The following is a 22,137-nucleotide window of genomic DNA, read 5'->3' as shown; positions in this document are numbered from 1 at the left end:
GGGAGGAAAATAAATGTCTTCAACCGGTTTAATATTAATAACCATTTTAGGTATTGCTGTTCTACTATATTTAATTATGCACTCTAAAATGCAGGCTTTTTTAGCGCTGCTAATTGCTAGTATCTTCATTGGTATTTTTACAGGAATGGAACCGAGTTTCCTGCTAGAAGTAATGGAAGACGGAATGGGAGGCACTTTAGGATTTATAGCTATCGTAGTCGGTCTTGGTGCTATGTTCGGAGAAGTACTCCGAGCCTCCGGAGGTGCAGAGCGTCTCGCTTTTACCCTTGTTGATAAATTTGGTGAAAAACGATCTCAGTGGGCGCTGGGGTTAACAGGATTTATTGTAGCTATACCCGTATTTTTAGATGTTGCCCTGGTTATTTTGATTCCTATTCTTTATAGTTTGGCAATGCGTACAAAAAAGTCATTGCTTTACTACGGAATTCCGCTTTTAGCCGGATTGGCAGTAGCCCATGCATTTATCCCGCCGACGCCTGGCCCGATTGCAGTGGCCTCTGTACTTGGTGTCGACTTAGGTTGGGTAATGTTATTTGGGATTATTGCCGGTATTCCATCTATGATTATAGCCGGGCCGTTATTTGGTCGTTATATTGGAAAAAGAGTTCACGTTAACGTTCCTGAACACATTGCAAAGGAAGAAGCAGCAAGAAAAGAAGCCGGTGAAGAGAAGAGGTCTCTCCCCAGCTTTGGTTTAATTTGTTTCTTAGTCCTTTCGCCGTTAGTTTTGATTTTATTCAACACAGCAGGCGATGTTTTACTGGATGATAGTATTTTCAAAGAAGTCATTACGTTTATTGGACATCCATTTGTTGCCTTAATCATAGCTACACTTTTATCGATGTATTTCCTTGGTAAACGGCGCGGTATGACGAAAAATGAAATGCAATCCATGACAACAAAAGCGCTTGAACCTGCAGGAATTGTTATTTTGATTACGGGAGCAGGCGGTGTTTTCAAAGAAGTGTTGATTGAAAGCGGTGTCGGTGATGTAATGGGAGAAATCATGGCCGCATCCGGATTCCCGCTTGTACTGCTTGCGTTTCTTATTGCGACATTTGTCCGTGTCGCTCAAGGGTCTGCAACTGTCGCAATGATTACAGCAGCAGGATTAGTATCACCTATCCTGGAAATGGCTAACCCATCTCAACCAATGTTGGCATTAATTACAATCGCTATTGCATCTGGCTCAACGGTTCTTTCCCATGTGAACGATTCCGGCTTCTGGCTTGTTAACCGTTTGTTCGAAATGTCTGAAAAGGATACGCTCAAGTCATGGACCGTGATGGAAACGCTTGTTGGAGGAATCGGTTTCCTCGTTGTATTCATTATAAGCTTTTTTATTTCATAAACAACAACATAAATAAAAGGTTATCAATTTATAGAGTACTCTCCTTTGTAATTAGGGAGAGTGCTTTTTTTTATCGCAGAATAACTAGCTGGGACTGGCACTGTGTTTACTCGTCTCATCGAAGGATTTTTGTAAAACTCCCACTGATTACAAAGCATACTTCCCGGCTCTCCTTAGTTTTTCAGCAAATAAATAAGGGTATAGGTGATAGAAGGAAATGAAGACTTTTAAAGGTGTAGGAGTGTGTAAGGTGACTTTAGGAGCGTTTATTGTTGGGGTTATATTGATTACAATTCATTTATTAACAAACCAGATTCTTCCTTCTGACCGGATAAAAAGAGATCGTTGGCTATCGTTTTCTGGAGGGATTGCAGCTGCATATATATTTGTCTATGTGCTTCCAGCTTTCCATGAAGAACAGGCAAGTTTGGAAGATACAGACGGATTGGCCATGGAATCCGAGTTATATTTCGTCGGGTTAATTGGTATGCTGCTTTTTTTTGGTATTCAAAATGTAGTCAATCGTTCGTTGAATAGATCAGAGAAAAAATCAGATGAATCTGAGATAGAAGTGATAGAAAGACGCGTTTTTTGGGTGCAAATTTTCTTTTTCAGCATTTATAATATGTTAATTTCATTTGTGGTTATTCAGTCTCAGGTACAAGGAATTCAAGTTGCTTTTTATTCTTCAGCTATCGGCCTTCACTTTTTTGCAGTAGCTCATGATATGTGGAGAGAAAATTCAGAAATGTATAATAAATACGGGCGGTATGTTCTAGCGGCAGGAATCGTTATTGGCTGGCTGGTAGGCTCATTTGTAACATTTGATACACTTATTCTTGCTATTATTTTCTCCTTTATTTCAGGTGCAATGATTTTAAACGTGATAAAATATGAAATGCCGGCGGAAAGAGAAGCGCACTTTAAATGGTTTTTAACAGGGGCAATAGGATATTCACTGATTGTTTTGATGTTAAAATACTTTTTTGATTGGTAATACAATTTAACCCGCATTTCTTTATGAAAAAAAGACGATCTTAGGAAATCGTCTTTTTTTTCACTTAAAGAAAGTATACACATTTGAACGAATAAAGTTAAGTACAGCTGTTTTTTTACACTATTTTCAAGGGAAAAATAAGGACAAAGCTTTTGAGTGAGTTGCGTAAAAGCTTTGTCCTTTGTTTCATCCCTAAATAAGAGCATTTGCTTGCCAATTGCATTCGAGGGGTTAACAGAATGTATTAATCATATGCATTTTCGGCAGCTCGAAATAAAGATTTATCTTCAATTTTATGCGTAACAAACATAAGAATAACTCCAAAGAAAATCATACCGCCCGCCACAAAAGTAATTTCTCTGTATGAAAAATGATTTGTCAATAAGATGCTGCCTAAAGTCGCACCAATAGAGTTTGCTAAGTTAAACACGGACGCAGCAATGGTGCCGGACAAAGCAGGTGCTTCGGTTGCTGCCAGAATAATCTTGGCATTCAGTATAGGAGTTGTTCCGAATGTTCCAGCGCCAAATAAAAAGCAGGCAATATAAGTGAAAAATGGGTTTGCCAGCAAGAACGTAAAACTGATCAGTACAGTTCCTAAAATAGCCATAGCTAAAATCAAGCGTTCTGTCAGCACTTCTGGTTGAATACTTCCAGAAACAAAATTTCCGATTACAGCACCGGTTCCAAATAAAAAGAGGGCAATTGTAATACTTGTAACATTAAAGCCCGCGATTTCCTGGAGCATCGGCTCGGTGAATGTATAGGCAGTAAATACACCGGAAAAACCAAAGACAATAACGGCAATCAGCATCCATACATTTTTATTCTTGAGAACAGCCAGTTCATTTTTTAGCTTAGGTGCCTCTTTTTGTTTGATGTTTGGTGTAACAATCATGAGACCAATTAAATTGATGAGCCCCATCAATGCAATAAACCAGAACACCAGTCTCCAATCCAGTACACCGCCAATATACGAGCCAAATGGAACCCCGATCATAATAGCGATAGTCAAGCCGCCTTGTACAGCAGCAATAGAACTTGTACGCTTATGAGGCTGTGAAATTTCAACCGCCATACTCATACATAATCCAAAGAATGGCGCATGCATGGTTGCAGAAAGAAGCCTGGAAAGAAGCAGCACCTCGAAATTCGGTGCTGTTGCAGCAATTATATTACTTATTATAAAAACGGCCATAAGTACGATTAGCAAAGGTTTCGGTGAAAATTTCACCGTCAGTATCCGGAGCACCGGACCGCAGATAGCCACACTGATTGCATAAACGCTGAGTAATAATCCCGTTGTTGAAACAGCAACGTCTAAATCTGCAGCAAATTGCGTAAGTAATCCAGTAACGGCATATTCTGTCATTCCAATCGCAAATGTACCAATCATAAATACAGCCAAAATCGTACTGCGAGAGAATTTCATTGTCATTTTCAACACTCCCTTTTTCGTTTTTTCGCGAAACATTGTTCCTATATTAGAGGATACGAGGTCTAATGTCTAGTCGTCTGTTAGAGAAAAATAAAGAAATAATTTTCAGATTAGTGAAAGCGTTAATCATTGCAAATGTAACGTTGTGATATAGATAAAATCAGATCAAATTAAAAGCAACGGATGGGATATAAAAAATGGTATAGTAAAGATATCTTGATGTCTTTAGGGAGGAAAATATAATGACAGCGAACTCAAAAAATATTGTGCCCCATCTCTGGTTTGACAAGGAAGCAAAAGAAGCTGCCGCATTTTACACGTCCGTTTTCCCGGATTCTCAAGTTTGCAGTGAAATTGTTGTGAAAGATACACCATCAGGGGACTGTGACTTGGTTTCTTTTGACTTATGGGGGCAACGTTTTATGGCTATAAGTGCCGGACCATATTTTTCATTTAATCCGTCGATTTCTTTTATGGTTAATTTTGATCCTGCGCGAGATGAGAATGCATCCAAACAGATAGAAGAGGTTTGGGAGAAGCTTTCGGATGGCGGGCAGGTATTGATGCCGTTTGATGCGTATCCTTTCAGTGAAAAATACGGATGGATTCAAGATAAATATGGTCTATCCTGGCAGCTTATCCTGACCAATCCAGAAGGAGATGAAAGGCCGCCTATATTGCCATCTATGATGTTTATTGAAGAGAATGCAGGTAAAGCAGAAGAAGCGGTACAATGTTATTTATCCATTTTTAAAGACAGTAAAGAAGGCGTATCGGCTAAGTATCCTGCCGGCATGGAACCAAACCAGGAAGGAACTGTCATGTTTTCTGATTTTATGCTTAGGAATGTCTGGCTGACAGCAATGGATAGCGCGTTGGAACATGGTTTTCAATTCAATGAAGCAGTCTCCTTGCTTGTTAACTGTGAAAAGCAGGAAGAAATCGATGATTATTTTGAACAACTATCAGCAGTTCCGGAAGCAGAGCAGTGCGGCTGGCTAAAGGACAAGTATGGAGTGTCCTGGCAAATTGTTCCGAAAGACCTTGATGAAATGATGAGTGAGAACGCAACACAGGAACAAATTGACAGAGTAAATCAGGCAATGATGCCAATGAAAAAATTAGATGTTGAAACATTAAGAAAGGCAAATGAGGGCAGATAAATGTATGAATTAAAAACAAAAGAAACAGATAGCAGTGTGCTTGAATTTATTGAACAGGTGGAGAAGCCTAAAAAGCGGGAGGATGCATACCGCCTCCTGGATATATTTACAGAAGCAACCGGTTTTGAAGCTATTATGTGGGGACCGAGTATTATCGGCTTTGGAAAATATCATTATAAATATGACTCGGGTCATGAGGGAGATGCCCCGTTAGTAGGCTTTTCTCCCCGAAAAGCGAAAATCAGTCTTTATTTTGCGACGAGAGATACCGAGCGCGAACACTTACTAGCGAAATTTGGCAAGCATACAACGGGGAAGGCCTGTGTGTATATTAATAAAGTAGCAGATATTGATGAAGAGGTATTGAAAGAATTGATTAAGCAGTCTGTGCGGTTTTTACAGGAGAGGTATCCGGAAAAGTAGAAAATATGGAAAAGAAGACATGTCAAAAACAATGCTGTGACTGCGTTATGAAACAGCTAACCGTGTGGAAATGTTTACTCATTTTCATGCGGTTTATTTATCAAGGAGAACTGCCTGTAAACTCCCGCTGCATGAAGTTTCGTTTAATCATACTAAAAGTTATCACAAAACTATCATTGCAATTGTTTTCACGATAAGATAAATTATTACTATTACATAATAAAGTATAAAGACAAGAAACAACATGAATCACCAAATAAGGCATGAAAGCTAGGAGGAAGACCACATGTTGAAACAAATTCCAGAATATTTAAAGGATTGGCGTCTTCATGGCATCGTTCTTTTAATTGTACTGCTTGCAGAATCAATCGGCCCATTTTCATTTGAAGTTGGAGCCGGCATGATTCTTATTTTACCGATGATTTATGCATTTATTTTAGGGGTTGCAGCTGTATTTACTCCAGTGATTAAAGAAAAGCAATTTAAGCATTCGGAAATATTAACGACAGCACTGATTGGCTTGCTCGTTGCAAAGGTAAGTCTGAATATTGGACCGGCTCTCAGTATGATTGTTCAAGTGGGACCAGCTATTCTGCTGCAGGAAATTGGAAATTTAGGGACGGTGTTATTAGGACTTCCGCTCGCTCTTTTATTAGGCGTAAAACGGGAAGCGATTGGAATGACGTTCTCTATTGCCAGAGAGGGCAGCTTAGCTATTATTAATGATAAATTTGGCTTTAATTCTCCGGAAACAAGAGGTGTTTTTTCTATCTACTTATTTGGATCGATTTTCGGAGCGGTGTTCTTTGGATTAACAGCCAGTTTCTTGGCGACATTTACACCATTAAATCCGCTAGCGCTAGCGATGGCTTCAGGAGTCGGCAGTGCTAGTATGATGGCAGCATCAAGCGGTTCCCTATCTGCTGTTTACCCAGAGATGGCAGCGGAAATTCAATCTTTAGCTTCGGCGAGTATGATTTTATCTGTAGCAACGGGTTTCTTTGTCTCTATTTTTATTGCACTTCCGTTAGCCGAAAAAATGTATAACTTATTCACCAGCAGAAAATCCAATAAAGAAGTGGAGACCAATGAACAGACGGAAGAGAAAAAGGAGGCAAACCAATGAGTAAACAATTATTTCATACCATATTAGCGTTGATTTTATCAGGAATTATTGTGTTAATAGGGAACTGGATTGGTTATGAAGTCGTTCCTGCAGATGCGTCAATGGGAATACTGATCCTTATTTTAATTGCTGCTGCCGGGTTTGCGTTGAAAATGATTCTGCCATGGAAGTCTGTTCCGGGGATTCTTTATGTTGCGGCAATTTCTATTATCGTTTCTCTGCCAATTACTCCTGGATCTACACAAATCATAGAATGGGCCGGTGCGATTGATATTCAAGCATTTACAACACCGCTGTTAGCTTATGCTGCTATCGGTATTGGTAATTCTTTAGCAGATTTTACGAAATTGGGCTGGAAGAGTATTGTAGTTGGTTCTGTCGTATTTTTAGGAACCTTTTTAGGATCGGCGATTATCGCAGAGATAGTACTTCGATTCCAAGGATTAATTTAGTTTATTTCGTATCTGTAATATAGTTTGGGTGTCGTGGTATGTACGGCGTACTGTATTTTTAAATATGAAAAATCCAAACATTATACATATTGCTTAGGTTTGCTATAAAATAGAAGATGAACCTATCGCAGAAAGGGATGGATCGAAACGATGAGTGAAAATATTGTCAAAGAAGTAGAAGAAATTATTGAACAGAAGCGGGAAGCTTTTTTCCAAGTGAGTGATCAGATTTGGGAAACGCCTGAAATCCGTTACGAAGAAAAACAGTCCTTTCAATGTTCAGCTGATTTTATGGAAGAACAGGGTTTTCAGGTCGAACGCGGTGTAGCGAATATACCTACTGCATTTACTGCAAGTTTTGGAAACAGCGGCCCGGTCATCGCAATTTTAGGGGAGTATGATGCTTTACCTGGTCTAAGTCAAAAAGCCGGAGTCACAGAACACGATCCAGTAGAATCAAACGGTCCCGGACATGGGTGCGGTCATAATTTGCTGGGCGTCGGTTCCATGTCTGCCGCTGTTGCTGTTAAAGAATACTTAGAGAAAAATAAATTGGAAGGTACCATTCGTTATTATGGTTGTCCGGCAGAAGAAAGCGGGTATGCTAAGACGTATATGGTGAAAGCAGGATTATTTGATGATGTAGCCGCTTCATTTTCATGGCACCCGCATTACTCTAACAGCTTGTTTCATGGGCCATCTTTAGCGGTTATTCATTCTACTTTTACATTTAAAGGAATTAGCTCTCATGCGTCTGCTTCACCAGAATTGGGAAGAAGTGCTTTAGATGCAGTAGAGTTAATGAACGTCGGGGCGAACTATATGCGTGAGCACATGATAGATGAAGCACGAGTCCATTACGCTATTACCAACAGCGGGGGAATGTCTCCAAATGTGGTTCAAAGAGAAGCAGAAGTATCTTACTTTGTACGGGCTCCGCATGCAGATCAGGCGCGAGCTTTGTTTCAACGTCTGACCAAAATTGCAGAAGGCGCTGCATTAATGACAGAAACGTCCATGGATTACCGGATTGAAGGTGCATGCTCTAATCTTGTTCAAAATGCGACCTTGGATAAATTACTTCATAAAAATATGAAGACGTTAGAACGCCCGCATTTTTCAGAAGAAGAACTGGCATTAAGCCAGAAATATTATCAAACATTAAATGAAGATGATGTCGCTTTTGCTGCGTCCTTAGTTGGCAAAGAAAGAGCGGAGGAACTTGCAGCGCGTCCATTAATTCATGAAGTATCTCCTTACCGGGAGGCACCGGAATATGCGAAAGGAGCAGGTTCTACCGATGTGGGAGCGGTAAGCTGGGTGACTCCTACTGCACAGTTGACAGCAGCAACATGGTCATTTGGCACACCATTCCATACATGGCAGGTCGTATCTCAAGGGAAAACTTCCTATGCGAAAAAAGGCATGCTATATGCAGGAAAAGCAATCGCCAGTACCGTAATAGATGTCTTGCAACATCCGGAAGTACTGGAGGATGCTGTGAAAGAGCTTCGCGACCGGGAGGCAGGTCCGGAAAATTATCGTTCCCTGCTTCCGGAAGATCAGGATGTACCTCCTATGCTTCGTAAATAGGCTGGAAGGGATCAATCTGTTGGCATAAGCAAGAATACAACTGCCTGATTTCATGATGATGACAAGCTCTCTTTATCGTATGCAGTGGAATCAGATACCGTCTTCTGCACGATAAAGAGAGCTTTTTATTTCATGTTTAACTACTCCTAAAACAGAATGATTTCAGAGGATATTCTTCCCATATTGATAAGAGGTGCTTTATCTGTTCTGTGCAGTGTATCAAATACTTTTGATTTCTTTATTTGATTATCTGGAGGTACTGCATAGATATTTTTTCATTATGTTTATTTTCGGAAGAGCCGCTATAGCCATCTCTAAAGGTAAACCATGGTTAAACAATTTCATGTATCTCATCATCTGTGTATATTTTTAATAAAATCCATCTGATCAGTCCCCCAACAGCTAAACCAATCGGGGTGGTCAGGATAGGAAGCCATAAGGGGCCAATTAATTCTCCGGCTATGGTAAAGTTTGGTGAGAAAATGACGCCTATGGTAACGAAGTAGGCAGAGAAAGCTAATGGCAGATAAGCAAAGGCTTTTTCTCCACCTCCCGCACTTTTATAAGCATCCCAAATGGCGTAGAAATATAGACATGGATAAAACATGAACCATAAATAGTTGGTTTGTGCGATTGCTTCTTCAATTTTAAGATGGAAGCTCAATACAATAATGGTATTCAAATTTCCCATGATATTAATTAAAAATTCCAATCCAATAAACAGAATCCCCTTTATATAATGACGATTTAATAACTGAGCAAATCCGGGCAGGGCAATGCTCCAAAGTACTGCTTCGAGTTTTGTACTTTTTTTAGTTAACTCTGTTTTCAACGGTTCACCTTCTTTGCTATTTCTTAGCGCCACTTATCTGGGATAGCGTTACCAGCCATTGGTTCTGTTAAAAGGTCATCATTTACGAACAGCCTAAGTCAGCTGTCCACTCCATATAATCCAAGTAACAAATTGAATCAGCTGTTCTCTTTATTTTTCGCCAACTTTTCCCGATCTTTTGTACCTGGAGGCTGCTCCAGCCAATGATTATCAATCATGATATCTGATCCACTTTTTGCAAGTTTAGCAACTTCCATAGAGAGTCGTTCATAGTTCGCTGCTAAGTCCAACCGTTGACTCGTTGCTGCAGCAGTAGCGTAGTTTCCAACCCCGGCAGACATAAGTAAGGACATATGAAACATCATTAATTTATCCGAAAATGTTTGTGTTGTGGAATCACTTACTGCTGTATCAGGTATTTGCGGCGCGCCGATATTATCTTTCATTAAGTTATCCACGAAGATTTTTATATGCTTTTGCGAAATATTCTTGGCTCTTATCATAAAATCTTGTACTACTTTGACAGGAGAGGTCTGAGCAAATGCAAGGCATAACCTTACCCCCATTTCATTTGTCTGGATGTTCATATATAAATGAGATATTTCAACAGCATTTAATGGACGTTTTTCACTAAATGGATTGATTCCGCTCAAATATTTTTTGCTTTCTACATAATCCGCTTTTTTAGGAGTTTCAATATACGGGTGTCTGGCATTAATTCCTTTTTTCAGAGCAACATCGACAGCATGATCATAAAGCGCAGCCATTTCCTGTAGCGTCTGTATAGAAAAGTCCCGAATTTTCTTTTTCGTACTCATCGCGACAAACCCGCTGTAATGAATCATTCCAATTCTGGACATATGCGTAACATAGGTTAAACAAAAAGCATCAGTAAAAAGCCAGGGTGCATTCATGTTGACATCTGTATCCGAAAATCCATTGGGAGTTGCAAAATTTTCCTCTTCAAAAATCTGATGTAATTGATCCATTTGAGTAGTGAAATTATCATAAGCATGTTGAACGACAAGTTTTATCTCGGGGTCTTCAATATCTTTTAACATGAAGTTCAAGATACATTTTGCCAAGGTACCATTCATATATCCTGTCCATACAGAGGCAATCTCAGCCGCAGTTAAATGTATATTTTTTTCATTCATTTGGTTTTTCTACCCCTTCCTTAGGTGATATATAGATTTAGATTTTACATCAAGTTTTATTTTATACATAAAGAGGAGCTCTATTGGGAAAAAGAAGAGGAGCAACTATTTCAGATGTCTTGAGGGGATAATATTGAACCGGTCTTTCTATTGGAATAAAACGAAAAAAAACGCAGAACAAAATTTCTCTCTGGAAATCGGAACTAACTTGAAAGAAAATCTGGAGAATATAAAGAAAATGCTGGATGATCCAAGTGATTTGGTAATCCGCGAATTCACTATTGGCAGCGCAAATCATCGCACAGCTATTGTTTATATCGATGGCATCGTGGATAGTGTGTATATTCATAATCACATTATGGAAGATTTGAAAAAGGCTTCAGAATTACCGGCTGAAAAGCAGGAACTTTTTGATGTGATCCACTGGGAAGTAATTACAGTAACAGATATCAAACGAGGACAGTCATTAGATGATGTGTCAAATGCAATTCTGAGCGGGAGCACTGTGTTTTATTTGGATGGAATGGATCAAGTACTAATCATGGATACGATAGGCGGAGAAACGCGTGCTATCGAGGAACCACAGTCGGAATCGCTTATTCGCGGCTCCAAAGAGGGGTTTGTAGAAAATATACGAACAAATACTATGCTGATTCGTCGATACATAGCGGATCCCAATCTGCGTTTTAGTACGTATAAAGTTGGAAGACGTTCTAAAAAAGACCTTATTGTAGCTTATATGGATGGTATTGTGAACCCTGATCTGGTTGATGAAGTGAAACGGAGATTAGAAACCATTGATATTGATGATGCACCGGAAAGTGGTTATATTGAGCAATGGATTGAGGATAGTTTTTTGTCTCCTTTTCCTCAGATGTTAAATTCAGAGAGGCCAGACAAGGCTTCCGAGGCGCTTCTTCAAGGAAAAGTAGTCATTCTTCTGGATCGTACGCCATTTGTGTTAATTGCCCCTGTAACTTTTGGAAGCTCGCTGCATTCTCCGGAAGATTATTATTGGCGCTGGTCTCTGGGGACACTGATTAGAATGCTACGTTATCTTGCGGCGTTTATTTCGGTATTCTTACCAGCTCTATACATTGCATTAGTATCCTATCACCCAGGGCTCCTTCCATCTGATTTGGCATTTTCCATTGCGGCAAGCAGAGATGAAGTTCCATTCCCGCCTGTAGTGGAAGCATTGATTATGACGGCAACGATGGAATTATTGCGCGAAGCAGGTTTACGATTGCCAACTGCAATTGGGCAGACAATAGGAATTGTTGGTGGCCTTGTTATTGGCGAAGCAGCCGTTTCTGCTGGATTGGTCAGTCCTGTTATGGTTATTGTCGTTGCTCTGAACGCCATTGCATCTTTTGCGTTGCCTTCCTATAGTATTGCCATTTCCTTTCGCATCCTGGAGTTTGGCTTGATGGGAGCCGCTGCTGTATTTGGTCTTTATGGTATCATCCTTGGTTATATCATGATCAACATTCATATTGTGAATTTAATGAGCTTTGGTGTTCCGTATTCAACGCCGTTTGCGCCAAACTTCCTAAGTGATTGGAAGGACCTTGTTTTACGAGCGCCGATTACGATGATGAAAAGACGTCCGATCTATACACAGCCCAAAGATAAAAAGTTCATGAATGAAGGAGACAGGAAACAGTGAAACGATTTAAATATGCAGATGAAAGAATCAGCGAAAGAGATATCATGATTGCTATCCCATCTATCGTCATCGGTGTAGGTATTCTTTCGATGCCCAAACAATTAGCATCTGTAACGTTAGGTGCGGATGGGTGGATTCCCTTACTTATTGTGGGGTTATTAGCTGTTTTTATTACTTGGGCAATCGCCAAATTTGCATCCGGGTTTCGGAACCAAACTTTTCTGACTTATGCTTCTAAAATTGTAACGAAACCTGTGGCAATCGTTTTAAGCTGTATGTTTGCTCTTTTATCCATTTTTATCACGGCCTTTCAAATTCGTAAAATCAGTAACATATCGCAGCAATATTTATTTGATCGTACCCCCATCGAAGTGATTTCTCTAACCTTTTTACTGGTTGTCGTGTATGCTGTCTCTGGTTCTCGTGCAGGCTTGTTTCGAATCAATATGATGTTTTTGCCGATTATTCTTTTGATAGCTCTTATTATCGTGGTGTTTAATGTAGGCTGGTTGAGTGCAGAAAATTTAATGCCTGTATTACAGACCCCTATAGCTGATTATAAAAAGGTGGTTGTAAATACGGGAGCTATTTCTTACCTCGGTTTTGGGATTTTATGGTTTTATCTTTCCTTGGTTGATAAACCTGAAAAAGCACCAAAAGCAGCTGCAATGGGGATGTGTATTCCCGTTGGATTATATATGATTATTTTTATTATGTGTATTGGTGTTTTCGGGAATGCTGTTACCTCTAATTTATTATATCCGGTGATAGAGCTTGCGAAAGTGGTAGAGATACCGGGCGGTTTTTTTGAGCGGTTTGAATCTGTTTTCTTTGTCATATGGATCATGTCCATTTTTATTACGGCAACAATGGCTATGGATATTGGTATCTTAGCATTAAATACCATTTTCAAAAACACGGAGAAGTTAAAAATTATATTTATTCTTACTCCGCTTATCTATTTCGTCGGGATGGTTCCACAAGATGTGGTGGAGGTGGACTTTTTAGGATCAGCAATGGGATGGGGAATGGTTATATTGAACATCACAGTGCTTATCTTGTTGACGGTGGTTGCAAAAATTAGAGGGGTGAAGCGGGATGCATAAAGTATATCTGTTCTTTCTATGTTGCTTTTGTTTACTCCTAGCGGGATGCTGGGACGAAGTTGATATTGAAGAAAGAGGCTTTGTGATTGGTGTTGCACTTGATTTAGCAGAAGAACAAACAGAGGGCAGCCCAATGATAACGTTAACGGATCAGTTTGCTGTACCTGCTGGATTGGGCACTCCGAGTGAAGGTGGAGAAAGTTCTCAAAAGCCGTACAACAATTTATCGCTCGACGGGCAAAGTTTATTACAAATAACCCGCGATATGGCACTTATTCAAGGGAACGCGCCATTTTATGAGCATTTAAAATTAATCGTTGTTTCGGAAGAATTAGCACGTGAACCAGGTATATTCGCCAATAGTATGGATTTACTGATACGTGACCCGGAAATGCGAAGAGAAACAAAGGTTATCGTGTCTCAGCAAAATGCAAAAGAGGTGCTTGAAATAGACTCCCAGATAGAACCGCTTCCCGCGACGCATATTGAAACGGTAAATGAAAACAGGGACAAATCAGGAGCAATCATTGAGCCGCTGCGCATTGGAAACCTGAATGAATACATGTTAGAAAAAAATAATTACCTTATTCCAAGAGTTGTTCCGTCAGATGGGAAAATGATGTTTAAAGGTGCAGCTATTTTTGATGGAAAGAAGAATCAATTAGTAGACATTATCGAGGAAAAAGACGTTGTGGCTCTCAATTTAATAATAGGTGATTTTGAAGGGGGTTTTATTAAATTTGAGAGCAATGACGGGATGATGATTTATGAAATAAAACGCGCCAAAAGTAATATAAAAATAAATACAGATGATTCGGGCCATGTCAACATTGATGTAGAGATTGATACAGAGGGAAACATTGCAGAGACGTTTGGAGACAGATCGCTGTTAAATAAAGGAACTATAAATGAAATAGATAAACAAATAAGTGAAAGAATAGAACAGAAGGCGTCCTCCATTATCAAAAAAGCCCAAGAAGACATAGGAATAGACTTTTTTGGATTCAGTCAAATCATGCAGACAAAGCATTATAAAGAATGGGAAAAAATCAAAGATAACTGGGATCAAGGCGAAAACATATTTCAAAACGCAACGGTTAACGTTAAAGCGGAGACTACTATCCGGTCATCAGGTACCACAGATAAGACTGAGGAATAGGAAAGCAGGTGAGTATATCCATGTGGGATCGATTATCGGGGTTATTACCGAATTATTTAATTCTTCTATGCACTGTATTATCTTTTTTGATACCGTATGTTATTTATAAAGTGAATCAAAAACTGCATCAATTTGGAGATCCGCCATGGAAGCATAAAAGATAGCAGCAGAATATGAACACATACAGGTATGCAAAGGTAGTTAGAAGCAAGAATGTTAGGATAAGCAATATGCCATTCAAATTGGAGAAAAAGGAGCGTGTATCCAGATGATGCTCGATATCATTATTCTTGTTCTGCTTAGTCTGTTTATCATCATGTGTCTTCTGCTGTTTATGATGAGACGCCATTTGATAAAAAAGGCGGTGAATAAATACGGAAAAATCCTGATGGAAGACCGCTATCAAGAGAATGTATTTGAAATGGTAACCGGTTTTAAACATATGGGAATCCAGCAAACTTTTGAGAATAATTTACGGGCGGAATCTGGTGACGTCTTACATCGGCCGCTTGGTTCTGCCAAAACATGGCCGGATTTTGAAAAACTTACTTTTATACCGGCTCAAGTAGCCAAGTTCCCGACCGAGTATACCGAACAAATTGATATGAAAGTAACGATTGGTCCCAAAGCCAAGAAACCAATGGAACTGGATATTCCCTTAATGGTCAGCGGAATGGCTTATGGGATTGCCTTAAGCAAAGAAGTGAGGTTAGCATTCGTTGACGCGGTCAATCAGCTTGGCACTGCACTTAATTCTGGAGAAGGCGGTGTGATGGACGAAGAAATCGACGGAACAGATAAGTACATCTTACAATTTTCCAAAACAAGCTGGTCAAAGGAAGAAAAGCTTATGAAGAAAGCCTCCATGATTGAAATAAAATTTGGCCAAGGCGCATTAATGAGTTCCGGAGTCGTTATTCCCGCAGAAGATCTACAGGGAGATATTCGAAAAGTATTGGATTTAGATGATGGAGAAGAAGCGATTATCCATAATCATTTTTTTCAAGATCAAACGTTGGATGATTTTAAAAACCTTGTCCAGGAATTAAAAGAATTAACTGATGGTGTACCAATTGGTGCAAAGATAGCTGCAGGCGGGAATATAGAAGCAGATATCGATGCGTTATTAGAAATTGGTGTAGACTATATTGCGGTGGATGGAGCCCAAGCTGCAACCCATGGAGCACCGCCGATATTGGCGGAGGATTTTGGCATTCCTACCATTCATGGCTTGCACCGGGCACATCAGCATTTACAAAAAAAGAAGGCAAGAGACAAGGTCAGCTTGATTATTTCAGGGGGAATGTTCACGCCGGGGCAATTTTTAAAAGCGATGGCATTAGGCGCAGATGCGATTTATTTGGGCTCAGCAGTTTTATTTACTGTCTCTCATAAGCAAGTTTTACATGCTGTTCCGTTTGAACCTCCGACACAAGTTGTCTGGTATGACGGCAAATACAAAGACGATTTCAACAGACAGGATGGAACGGACGCATTAGTCAATTATATGAATGCTTCCATCAAAGAAATGGAAGAAGGCATTCGGATGATGGGAAAAAAAGGATTATCCGAATTGGCAAAAGATGATCTTGTTTCTTATGATGAAGCGGTAGCCCGCGATTTTGCTGTTTCTTATAGTGCTGGCAGGGAGGAAGAAGGTAATAAAAAGGAGCAGGGAGAGCCGTTAATTGAGCTGTAGAACAGAAAGCCTGGTTGACGTCAACGAATAAACGCCTTATAATGTATAACAAATATAGAACGGAAAGGAAATTACGCTGAAATGAGAATTCGATTCCTAGACTTGAACAACTAATTGGATAACATGTTCAAGCTCTGCCTGCGCTTTAGTCCCTGCAGAGAAATAGGAGTCGTCTGTCTTTTTTTAGCTATTATAATGAAGGTATACATGATGTATATCTTTTTCCTAAAGGAAGTATGTAAAAGGACAGCAGACAATTTGCTGTCCTTTTTTTATGACATATAGATGCAGAGAATGGATTTCTATTTCTGTTGCGCGGGAAAGCAGGGTATTCGTTCTAATAATATAATATAGGGAGAGATTATGATGCAGATGTTATTGTTCTTTTGATTGATACGGGCTTGTTAGAAGACAACACAAGCTCGTATCGGTACAAGAAAAAGCTATCGATACGAGAAAATAAACATTCTCGGAGGTAGCAAAAATGCAAAACATTCAATTTGAAATAAAAGATGTCGAATTAACGTATTTAGATAAAGAAATTTTTTCCATTCCTCGGTTAGCTGTTCATTTGATGGACCGGATTGGTATTGTTGGTCCGAATGGGTCCGGAAAAACAAGCTTGCTTCGTTTGCTGGCAGGGGAACTAGAACCGTCAAAAGGAGAAATTCATCGTCATGCGAGCTTTGCTTATTTAAAACAAATGGAAATGCCTGGCGAAGAGGAAGTGGATCCAAAAGTGCTGGGAAAACTTCAAGCACCTGATTTGGAAGCAGGAATAAGCGGCGGTGAGCAGACAAAAATAAAAATAGCACAGCTCTTGGCAAATTACCAAGAAGCATTATTGATTGATGAACCAACAACCCATCTTGATCAGCAGGGAATCCGCCATTTGCGGAAAGAGCTGGAAAATTATTATGGGACACTGCTTTTAATCAGTCATGACCGTAAACTTCTAGACCAGCTTGTTACAACGATTTGGGAAATTCGTGACGGGAAAATCCACGTTTATTCCGGTAATTATACGGATTATGAAGAACAGAAAGCATTGGAAGAACGACAGCAAGAGGAAGCACATGAACAATATCTGAAGGAAAAAGCCCGTCTAGAAGCTGCAGCGCAGGATAAAATGCAAAAGGCAGCGAAAATGACAAAAGGTGCAAAGGCAAATGCCCGAAAGAAAGAGGGCGCGGATCGGCGGCATGCGACAAAGCCTAAGGATGTTTCGCAAAAAGGAATGCAAAAGAGTGCCAAAGCATTGGAAAAACGGATGGAGCAATTGGAAAAAGTGGATGCTGTCCAGTATGCTCGGCCTATTCAGTTTCATCGTTCTAAAGCGTTGGATTTGCACCATTCTTTTCCGGTAATGGGCAATCAGCTGACGTTAAAGGCTGGTGAGAAGCTTCTTTTAAAAGAAGTCCGTTTTCAATTTCCTTTAGGTCAAAAAATCGCGATTACAGGAGCAAATGGCTCTGGAAAAAGCACCTTCCTTCAGGCGATTTATAACCGTGCGGAAGGGCTGGAGGTTTCACCAAAAGTGGAATTTGGTCTGTTTGAGCAGCTGGCTTATCAGGAAAAGTCGGAGGAAACGGTGTTGGAAAGCCTGAAGAATACAACGGATTATGAGGAAGGATTTTTGCGCAGTGTGCTTCATTCTATGTACTTTGAGGGAAATGCTATTTATAAAAAACTTCGCTATTTAAGCGGCGGTGAGGCAATCCGGCTGCAGCTATGCAGATTATTTCTCGGTTCCTACCATGTTTTATTATTGGATGAACCGACGAATTTTTTGGATATCCAGACAACGAAAGCCTTAGAAACGTTTTTTAAAGGATATCCGGGTACGATTATTTTTGTTTCTCATGATGCTGCGTTTATCGAAAATGTAGCTGATCATGTATATGAAATGAAAAATAACAACATCATTGAAAAGTAAAATCGAACAGGAGCAGTTCAGGTTGCTCCTGTTTTTTTGCATTAAATCGTAGAGATAAATTAAATTCATATACTTTCCTATTGGACAAAATAGATGATTATATTAATAATGAAAAAAGATATACATTTACAGCAGGAAAAGGAGCAAGACCGTATGAAAAGAATACTTATAATGACAATCATTATTGCAGCAGGAGTGTTTTTCCTTGTTGGGAAATTCGGTGGAGAAACCAAGATGTTTGCTAGTGAATTACCTGCCAATATCAATGAAACAAACGAAATTAAGGAAATTACCATATATGAAGTCAAGCCGTCCGGAAAACCCAAATCGATTTTATTAACGGAAAAAGAGGATATTGCAAAGATTTTAAAATCTGGTGAATCGTTGAAACTCAAAGAAACCAATGGATTTGTTAATGCCGGGTATCTGCTGTTATTCCAGGGCTCGAAAGAAAATTATACGATGACGGTTGATAAAGACGGCAATATTGACATGAATGGGCACGAGGAACATTATGAAATGAAAAGCGAAAACGAATTATTTCAAACGATTCAAGGAATGGATGTTCAATGGGAGCAGTTAGACAAAGAGGAGTTATAAGTGTGTGTTCAAAAAGTCCTATTTATTGGACTTTTTGAACATCCTCTATAAGAACTTGCTAATCTGATGACATGGAAATGGAGAAATGTTGTGCAGGGTAGATTACTAGGGTTTATCCTGATTGTCCGCGCTAAATCATTTTCTGACCCAATAAAAAAGGCAGGTGAATTGCAAACATGAGAGAGAATACGAAAATGGTATTTGATTTTTCCTTTGAAGAAGAAGCAGGTGTACGCCGTATTTTTGAAAAGCCGGCAGATATTCTCATCGCCCATTCGGAAGCGGAAGTTGAAAAGGTCTTTGCACAAATGGAGGTATACCAGCAGGAGGGTTATTATCTGGCCGGATATATTTCTTATGAAGCTGCCTCGGCATTTGATGAAAACCTGGTTACCCATAAAAAAGGCGATTTACCGCTTATGGTGATGGGAGTTTTTAAGAACGTACAGCTGGAGCATACAAGCTCTGCTGCTGAACGTGCCTATCCTCCCGTGAATTGGGAGATGACAACCACGGAGCAACAGTATCAGCAGAATATCGAATCGATCAAAACTGCTATTGCGAAAGGAGATACATATCAAGTAAATTACACTGTTCGGATGGAAGCAGATAGAGCAGTGGATGCAGATTTACTGTACGAACAATTAACAGGTGCGCAGCAGGCAAAGTATGGTGCACATCTGCAAATAGGGGATTATCACATCGTATCTGCCTCCCCGGAGCTGTTTTTTGAACGTAGGCAGCAACTCATCCATACGAAGCCAATGAAAGGGACCATCGAACGGGGACAGACTTCAGAGGAAGATTCCCATAATAAAGATAAACTTGCTCATTCTGAAAAGGACCGGGCAGAGAATGTAATGATTGTTGATTTACTTCGCAATGATTTATCCAAAATTGCTGTACAGGGTTCTGTTCATGTACCGAAGCTGTTTGAAATAGAGAAGTATCCGACGGTTTACCAAATGACTTCTACAATCCGGGCAGAATTAAAAGAGGACCTCAGTCATTTTAATCTGTTTAAAGCGTTATTTCCTTGTGGTTCCATCACCGGGGCGCCAAAGCAACGTACGATGGAAATCATCAAAGAGCTGGAGGATGCGCCGAGGGATATTTATTGTGGAACGATTGGCTTTATCACACCAAATCAAGATGCATTGTTTAATGTAGCGATACGGACTGCATGGATGGAGAATGGGAAACCGCCAGTTTATGGAGTAGGCGGAGGAATTACCTGGGATTCGGATGTGAAAGGGGAATATGAAGAAGCATTAGCTAAAGCAGCTATTTTAAAAGTGGCTTCTCCATCCTTTCAAATTTTAGAAACGATGAAATATGACGGAAAACAAATTCTTCGTCTGGACAGACATCTAGCCAGATTGAAACGGACGGCGCTTCATTTCCAGTATCCTTATTCCATTGATTATATTAAGCAACAGCTGAAAAAGCAGGTGAAGAAATGTGCTGGAGAACAAAGGGTGCGCCTTTTACTGAGACAGGATGGGGAGATTGATATAACGTGCACGCCGCTCACTGCAGAACCGGAAGCTGTAAGGCAGATAGGGATGGCTTCCTCATCCATAGATAAACATGATATATTTTATTATTATAAAACGACGAATCGGCAAATGTATACGTCTTTTAAAAAGCAGCATCCCGCCTCCTTTGATGTCCTTTTATGGAATAAGGAAGGAGAGCTGACAGAGTTTACGATTGGTAACCTGGTAGTGAAACAGCAGGGAACGTATTATACGCCTCCTATTTCGTCAGGTCTGCTTGCCGGGACATATCGAGAAGAACTGCTGGAACAAGGAAAAATAAAAGAAAAAATCTTATGGAAGACAGATATAGTTTCTTTTGAAGAGATTTGGCTGATTAATAGTATTCGAGGCTGGGTGAAGGTAACATTTTAAAAAATAACTTTGTAAAAAAAGATTGCATGATTAACCGGTGCAATCTTTTTTTATGCAGGATGAAAAAGAAAGGAAACCGGAGCTGCCAAAGGCTTTTCAGAAGGGTATACATGGGCTATGCAAATGAGAGGGAAATGGTAAAATCTGGCGAATAAAAGGTAAAAAAATTTTAAGCAAAAATATATCTGAAATAAAAAAGATGTGGTATGATATATCAGATTCCTAAGGGAGGTTTTAAATGAAATTTTAGTTAAGGAGAAATGACGTATGAAAAAACAAAATATGACGCTGTCTATCTTACTGATGAATTTGTTTATTGCATTTTTGGGTATTGGATTGGTTATTCCAGTTTTACCTACGATTATGAATGAGTTGAATTTGTCCGGATCTGTTGTAGGTTACTTGGTAGCAGCTTTTGCCGTAGCGCAGCTTATTGTTTCACCGTTTTCTGGAAGATGGGTGGATGCGTTTGGACGTAAACGCATGATTATTACCGGTCTCCTCGTTTTTAGTTTTAGTGAATTTTTATTTGGTATCGGGAAGACCGTAGAAATTTTATTTATCTCAAGAATTTTAGGTGGAGTGAGTGCTGCTTTTATTATGCCTGCAGTTACTGCATTTATTGCTGATATTACAACCATGGATACCAGACCGAAAGCGTTGGGCTATATGTCTGCAGCGATTAATACAGGATTTATTATCGGTCCGGGTGTTGGTGGATTATTGGCAGAAGTAGGTTCGAGAGTTCCGTTTTTTGCAGCGGCAGGTCTGGCGCTGTTCACAGCCATTTTATCAACAATAACACTGCGTGAACCAGAAAGAAATTATGAGGAACAAGGAGAAGCAGAAGCTCCAAAACCCGGCTTAGGAAGAATCTTTGTTCCAATGTACTTTATCGCATTTATTGTTATATTTATTACCGCATTTGGTTTATCTTCCTTTGAATCGTTATTTTCTTTATTTGTGGATCATAAATTTGGATTCGAGCCAAAGGATATTGCGATTATCATCACCGGCGGAGCGATTGTTGGTACGATTGCACAAATTGCTTTATTCGGCAGATTGGCAGAGAAATGGGGAGAAATCCGTTTGATTCGTTATTGTCTGATTTTCTCCGCCCTGCTAGTGATGGCGATGACTGTTGTGGAAAGTTATGCGATGATTTTATTCGTAACGGTTGTTGTTTTTATCGGTTTCGATTTAATGAGACCGGCAGTCACTTCCTATTTATCCAAAGCAGCAGGGAATGAACAAGGCTTTGTAGGTGGAATGAACTCGATGTTTACTAGTATCGGAAATGTTTTTGGACCAATCATCGGCGGGATTTTATTTGATATAAATTTAAACTATCCTTATTATTTTGCAGCGATGGTACTCATGGCAGGAATTGCTGTGGCCATGGTCTGGAAGAGTCCCAAAACCGGGGCAGAGCAAGCTGTTGAAGAGATAAAATAATGGCTGCTGTATAACTTGGATAGAAAAATGCACTTGTCATTTGGAAT

19 protein-coding genes are annotated in these 22,137 nt (G+C 39.7%); 16 read left to right on the top strand and 3 right to left on the bottom strand.

Annotated elements, in window-relative coordinates; all coding sequences use genetic code 11:
• Window positions 1-13: 13 nt before the first annotated feature.
• Together ACFQ19_RS12655 and ACFQ19_RS12650 are read left to right on the top strand one after the other, a co-directional pair.
• Window positions 14-1,372 (top strand): GntP family permease, encoded by a 1,359-nt coding sequence (locus ACFQ19_RS12655; protein WP_379592614.1) that lies wholly within the window; start codon window positions 14-16, stop codon window positions 1,370-1,372.
• 217 nt (window positions 1,373-1,589) lie between these two features.
• Entirely contained in the window at window positions 1,590-2,369 is a 780-nt protein-coding gene (locus ACFQ19_RS12650; protein ID WP_379592612.1) for a hypothetical protein, read from the top strand.
• Between the two features lie 244 nt (window positions 2,370-2,613).
• On the opposite strand, the gene ACFQ19_RS12645 is transcribed toward ACFQ19_RS12650, so the two are convergent.
• The gene (locus ACFQ19_RS12645; RefSeq protein ID WP_379592610.1) at window positions 2,614-3,807 is read right to left on the bottom strand and encodes an MFS transporter; all 1,194 of its coding nucleotides are present in this window, start codon (window positions 3,805-3,807) and stop codon (window positions 2,614-2,616) included.
• Between the two features lie 242 nt (window positions 3,808-4,049).
• Here ACFQ19_RS12645 and ACFQ19_RS12640 point away from each other — a divergent pair, with 242 nt between their 5' ends.
• The 5 genes from ACFQ19_RS12640 to ACFQ19_RS12620 all read left to right on the top strand — a co-directional run bounded on the left by ACFQ19_RS12640 (window position 4,050) and on the right by ACFQ19_RS12620 (window position 8,564).
• Window positions 4,050-4,970, top strand: coding sequence for a VOC family protein (locus tag ACFQ19_RS12640; protein ID WP_379592608.1), 921 nt, complete (start codon window positions 4,050-4,052; stop codon window positions 4,968-4,970).
• Entirely contained in the window at window positions 4,971-5,393 is a 423-nt protein-coding gene (locus tag ACFQ19_RS12635) for a DUF1801 domain-containing protein (RefSeq protein WP_379592606.1), read from the top strand.
• A gap of 286 nt (window positions 5,394-5,679) precedes the next feature.
• Window positions 5,680-6,519 (top strand): DUF3100 domain-containing protein, encoded by an 840-nt coding sequence (locus tag ACFQ19_RS12630; protein WP_379592604.1) that lies wholly within the window; start codon window positions 5,680-5,682, stop codon window positions 6,517-6,519.
• Entirely contained in the window at window positions 6,516-6,971 is a 456-nt protein-coding gene (locus tag ACFQ19_RS12625) for a hypothetical protein (protein WP_379592602.1), read from the top strand. Before ACFQ19_RS12630 ends, ACFQ19_RS12625 begins: the two co-directional genes overlap by 4 nt.
• A gap of 150 nt (window positions 6,972-7,121) precedes the next feature.
• Complete coding sequence (locus tag ACFQ19_RS12620; RefSeq protein WP_379592601.1) at window positions 7,122-8,564, top strand: M20 family metallopeptidase; 1,443 nt, start codon at window positions 7,122-7,124, stop codon at window positions 8,562-8,564.
• 331 nt (window positions 8,565-8,895) lie between these two features.
• Here ACFQ19_RS12620 and ACFQ19_RS12615 read toward each other — a convergent pair whose 3' ends face one another.
• Both ACFQ19_RS12615 and ACFQ19_RS12610 read right to left on the bottom strand, forming a co-directional pair.
• Complete coding sequence (locus ACFQ19_RS12615) at window positions 8,896-9,396, bottom strand: hypothetical protein (protein ID WP_379592599.1); 501 nt, start codon at window positions 9,394-9,396, stop codon at window positions 8,896-8,898.
• 137 nt (window positions 9,397-9,533) lie between these two features.
• On the bottom strand, window positions 9,534-10,553 hold the full coding sequence (locus ACFQ19_RS12610; RefSeq protein ID WP_379592597.1) for a DUF3231 family protein: 1,020 nt from the start codon (window positions 10,551-10,553) through the stop codon (window positions 9,534-9,536).
• Between the two features lie 133 nt (window positions 10,554-10,686).
• Between ACFQ19_RS12610 and ACFQ19_RS12605 the strand changes: the two genes are divergently transcribed.
• The 9 genes from ACFQ19_RS12605 (at window position 10,687) to ACFQ19_RS12565 (ending at window position 22,090) form a co-directional block, all read left to right on the top strand.
• On the top strand, window positions 10,687-12,222 hold the full coding sequence (locus tag ACFQ19_RS12605; protein ID WP_379592595.1) for a spore germination protein: 1,536 nt from the start codon (window positions 10,687-10,689) through the stop codon (window positions 12,220-12,222).
• Window positions 12,219-13,328, top strand: coding sequence for a GerAB/ArcD/ProY family transporter (locus tag ACFQ19_RS12600; RefSeq protein ID WP_379592593.1), 1,110 nt, complete (start codon window positions 12,219-12,221; stop codon window positions 13,326-13,328). The genes ACFQ19_RS12605 and ACFQ19_RS12600 overlap by 4 nt, the downstream gene beginning before the upstream one ends.
• Complete coding sequence (locus tag ACFQ19_RS12595) at window positions 13,321-14,487, top strand: Ger(x)C family spore germination protein (RefSeq protein WP_379592591.1); 1,167 nt, start codon at window positions 13,321-13,323, stop codon at window positions 14,485-14,487. The genes ACFQ19_RS12600 and ACFQ19_RS12595 overlap by 8 nt, the downstream gene beginning before the upstream one ends.
• A 20-nt stretch (window positions 14,488-14,507) precedes the next feature.
• Window positions 14,508-14,651 carry a hypothetical protein gene (locus tag ACFQ19_RS12590; protein ID WP_379592589.1) on the top strand — a complete coding sequence of 48 codons (144 nt, stop codon included), beginning with the start codon at window positions 14,508-14,510 and terminating at the stop codon, window positions 14,649-14,651.
• Window positions 14,652-14,755: 104 nt separating this feature from the next.
• A complete protein-coding gene (locus ACFQ19_RS12585) occupies window positions 14,756-16,186 on the top strand; it encodes an FMN-binding glutamate synthase family protein (protein WP_379592587.1) in 1,431 nt (476 codons plus the stop codon).
• A 484-nt stretch (window positions 16,187-16,670) separates the two neighbouring features.
• Complete coding sequence (abc-f, locus tag ACFQ19_RS12580; RefSeq protein ID WP_379592585.1) at window positions 16,671-18,122, top strand: ribosomal protection-like ABC-F family protein; 1,452 nt, start codon at window positions 16,671-16,673, stop codon at window positions 18,120-18,122.
• Between the two features lie 153 nt (window positions 18,123-18,275).
• Window positions 18,276-18,722: a hypothetical protein gene (locus tag ACFQ19_RS12575; RefSeq protein ID WP_379592583.1), complete on the top strand. Its 447-nt coding sequence runs from the start codon at window positions 18,276-18,278 to the stop codon at window positions 18,720-18,722.
• Window positions 18,723-18,898: 176 nt separating this feature from the next.
• Window positions 18,899-20,635 carry an aminodeoxychorismate synthase component I gene (gene pabB / locus ACFQ19_RS12570; protein ID WP_379592581.1) on the top strand — a complete coding sequence of 579 codons (1,737 nt, stop codon included), beginning with the start codon at window positions 18,899-18,901 and terminating at the stop codon, window positions 20,633-20,635.
• Window positions 20,636-20,902: 267 nt separating this feature from the next.
• Window positions 20,903-22,090 (top strand): MFS transporter, encoded by a 1,188-nt coding sequence (locus ACFQ19_RS12565; protein ID WP_379592579.1) that lies wholly within the window; start codon window positions 20,903-20,905, stop codon window positions 22,088-22,090.
• The last annotated feature ends 47 nt before the right edge of the window (window positions 22,091-22,137 follow it).

This window comes from Oceanobacillus locisalsi, assembly GCF_042675985.1.
Classification (GTDB): domain Bacteria; phylum Bacillota; class Bacilli; order Bacillales; family Amphibacillaceae; genus Oceanobacillus; species Oceanobacillus locisalsi.
Note: the sequence above shows the minus strand (reverse complement) of the source record. Positions and strands in the feature narration are given on the sequence as shown.